The 1796-nt window shown below is 34.9% G+C and carries 1 protein-coding gene; it reads right to left on the bottom strand.

Going from position 1 to position 1796, the window contains the following annotated elements; all coding sequences use genetic code 11:
* Positions 1–301 precede the first annotated feature (301 nt).
* On the bottom strand, positions 302–1600 hold the full coding sequence (locus H5072_RS18480) for a PAS domain-containing methyl-accepting chemotaxis protein (protein ID WP_182694393.1): 1299 nt from the start codon (positions 1598–1600) through the stop codon (positions 302–304).
* Between the last annotated feature and the right edge of the window lie 196 nt (positions 1601–1796).

Here is a 1796-nt window from a genome sequence, read left to right as displayed (position 1 = left end):
ACACCGACGACAAACTAGGCCCGCATTATTAGTTTTTTCGTAAAGCTCAATCCACTTTAAACGTTGTTTAATTTCTTTGTTCATAGCGTCATAGTATATTGAAACGATCTCTATGAATCACACAATTAAAAGGTCAATTTTGAGATAATAAATTGGGTCAATGATGTAATAAAAAACCTCTTTATTTAGTTGCTCTAGGTAATTACTCTTGCAAACACATGTCAGAATTTTTTAACAAAGTCAGGTTTAGTCTCCCAAGTTCATTAAGTATTACTGTAGATTGGTATAAATAAGATAAGTACTATACATTTAACTCAGCGACTGTTTGAGAAACAATATCAGCCCCTCGCTCAATCTCTTTAATAACCTCAGATACATTCGCAATAAGCTCTCGCCCTTGCTCTGAAGAGTCTGAAACCGACGTAATTTGCCTTGATATATCATTAGTGAGCTCTTGGTTATTTTTAACAACGGTCGCTATTTCATTAGTTGAACTACTCGTACTGGCTGCAAGTTGCCTTACTTCGTCAGCTACTACAGCAAAACCTCGACCGTATTCACCAGCACGTGCAGCTTCAATAGCAGCATTGAGTGCAAGTAAATTAGTTTGATCAGCAATGCTGCTGATTGTAGAAACAATGGAGCCTATTACAGCTGATTGTTCATTAAGATTTTTAATTAAATCAACTGACTTAAGAACTTGGCTTACAATGGCATCTGAGTTTGCAACAGAACTTTGTAGTATCTCAGAACCTTTTTTAGCGGTTTGCGCTGTAGCTACCGCCGATTCATACGCGATTGCAGCGGCTTCAGTCACTGCATTATTATTGTGTATACGATCAGTAATATTTGATGCAAACTTAATTATTTTAATTACATTACCTTTGCTATCTAATATTGGGTTATAAGTAGCTTCTAGCCAAATTTCTGAACCGTCGGCGGCAATACGTTTAAATTTTCCTGACTTAAACTGCCCCTGCGCTAATTCATTCCAAAAGTGTGGGTTTTTCTCATAAAACACTTCAGTACAAAACATTTTATGATGTTTACCTACAATATCTTTTAAGCTGTAGCCTACTGTTGCTAAAAAGTTTTGATTTGCGCTTAAAATATTACCTTGTGGGGTAAACTCTATTGTAGCCAATGCTTTATCGAGTGCACTAGCTATGGCTTCTTGTGCCTTTCGTTGTATATAGCTAGTCGTAATATCAGAGGCTATTTTAATCACTTTAGTGACTACGCCATGCTCTTCTACAGGAAAGTAAGTTGCCTCAAGCCAAAGCTTATCGCCATTAGCTTTGTATCTTAAAAACGATCCTGATTTAGAATCTCCGGTTTTTAATGCTTGCCAAAATTGGCTATATTCGTCTGACTTTGCATATTCAGGTTCGCAAAACATGCGATGATGTTTGCCAATTATTTGCTCCTTGCTGTAGCCTACAGTAGCTAGAAATAACTGATTTGCGTCTAATATTATTCCTTCAGGTGTAAACTCTATATAAGCCACATGCTTGTTAATTGCCGACAAGATAGACTGTTTTTGAATTAATTGAAGCTCCATTTCTTCAATTTTTGCGTTTCTTTTAGAAATACCAAACATATAAAAACCTTAAGGAGTAAATTAGTAAAAACATTAGCAAATTAATGTGATATCAACATGTAACTGTACTGTAAATATAAGCTCTAAATAACCTTTCGGCGAATATTTAACACCTTATAGATGCATGCTTTATAAATAGTTTTTTTATTTTATGAATTTTAAGTAGTATTTTCTTCTAATTAACATTTTAAAAACC

The organism is Pseudoalteromonas sp. SR45-5 (assembly GCF_014163565.1).
GTDB classification, from domain to species: Bacteria; Pseudomonadota; Gammaproteobacteria; order Enterobacterales; family Alteromonadaceae; genus Pseudoalteromonas; species Pseudoalteromonas distincta.
This window is presented reverse-complemented; position numbering and strand designations above follow the sequence as displayed.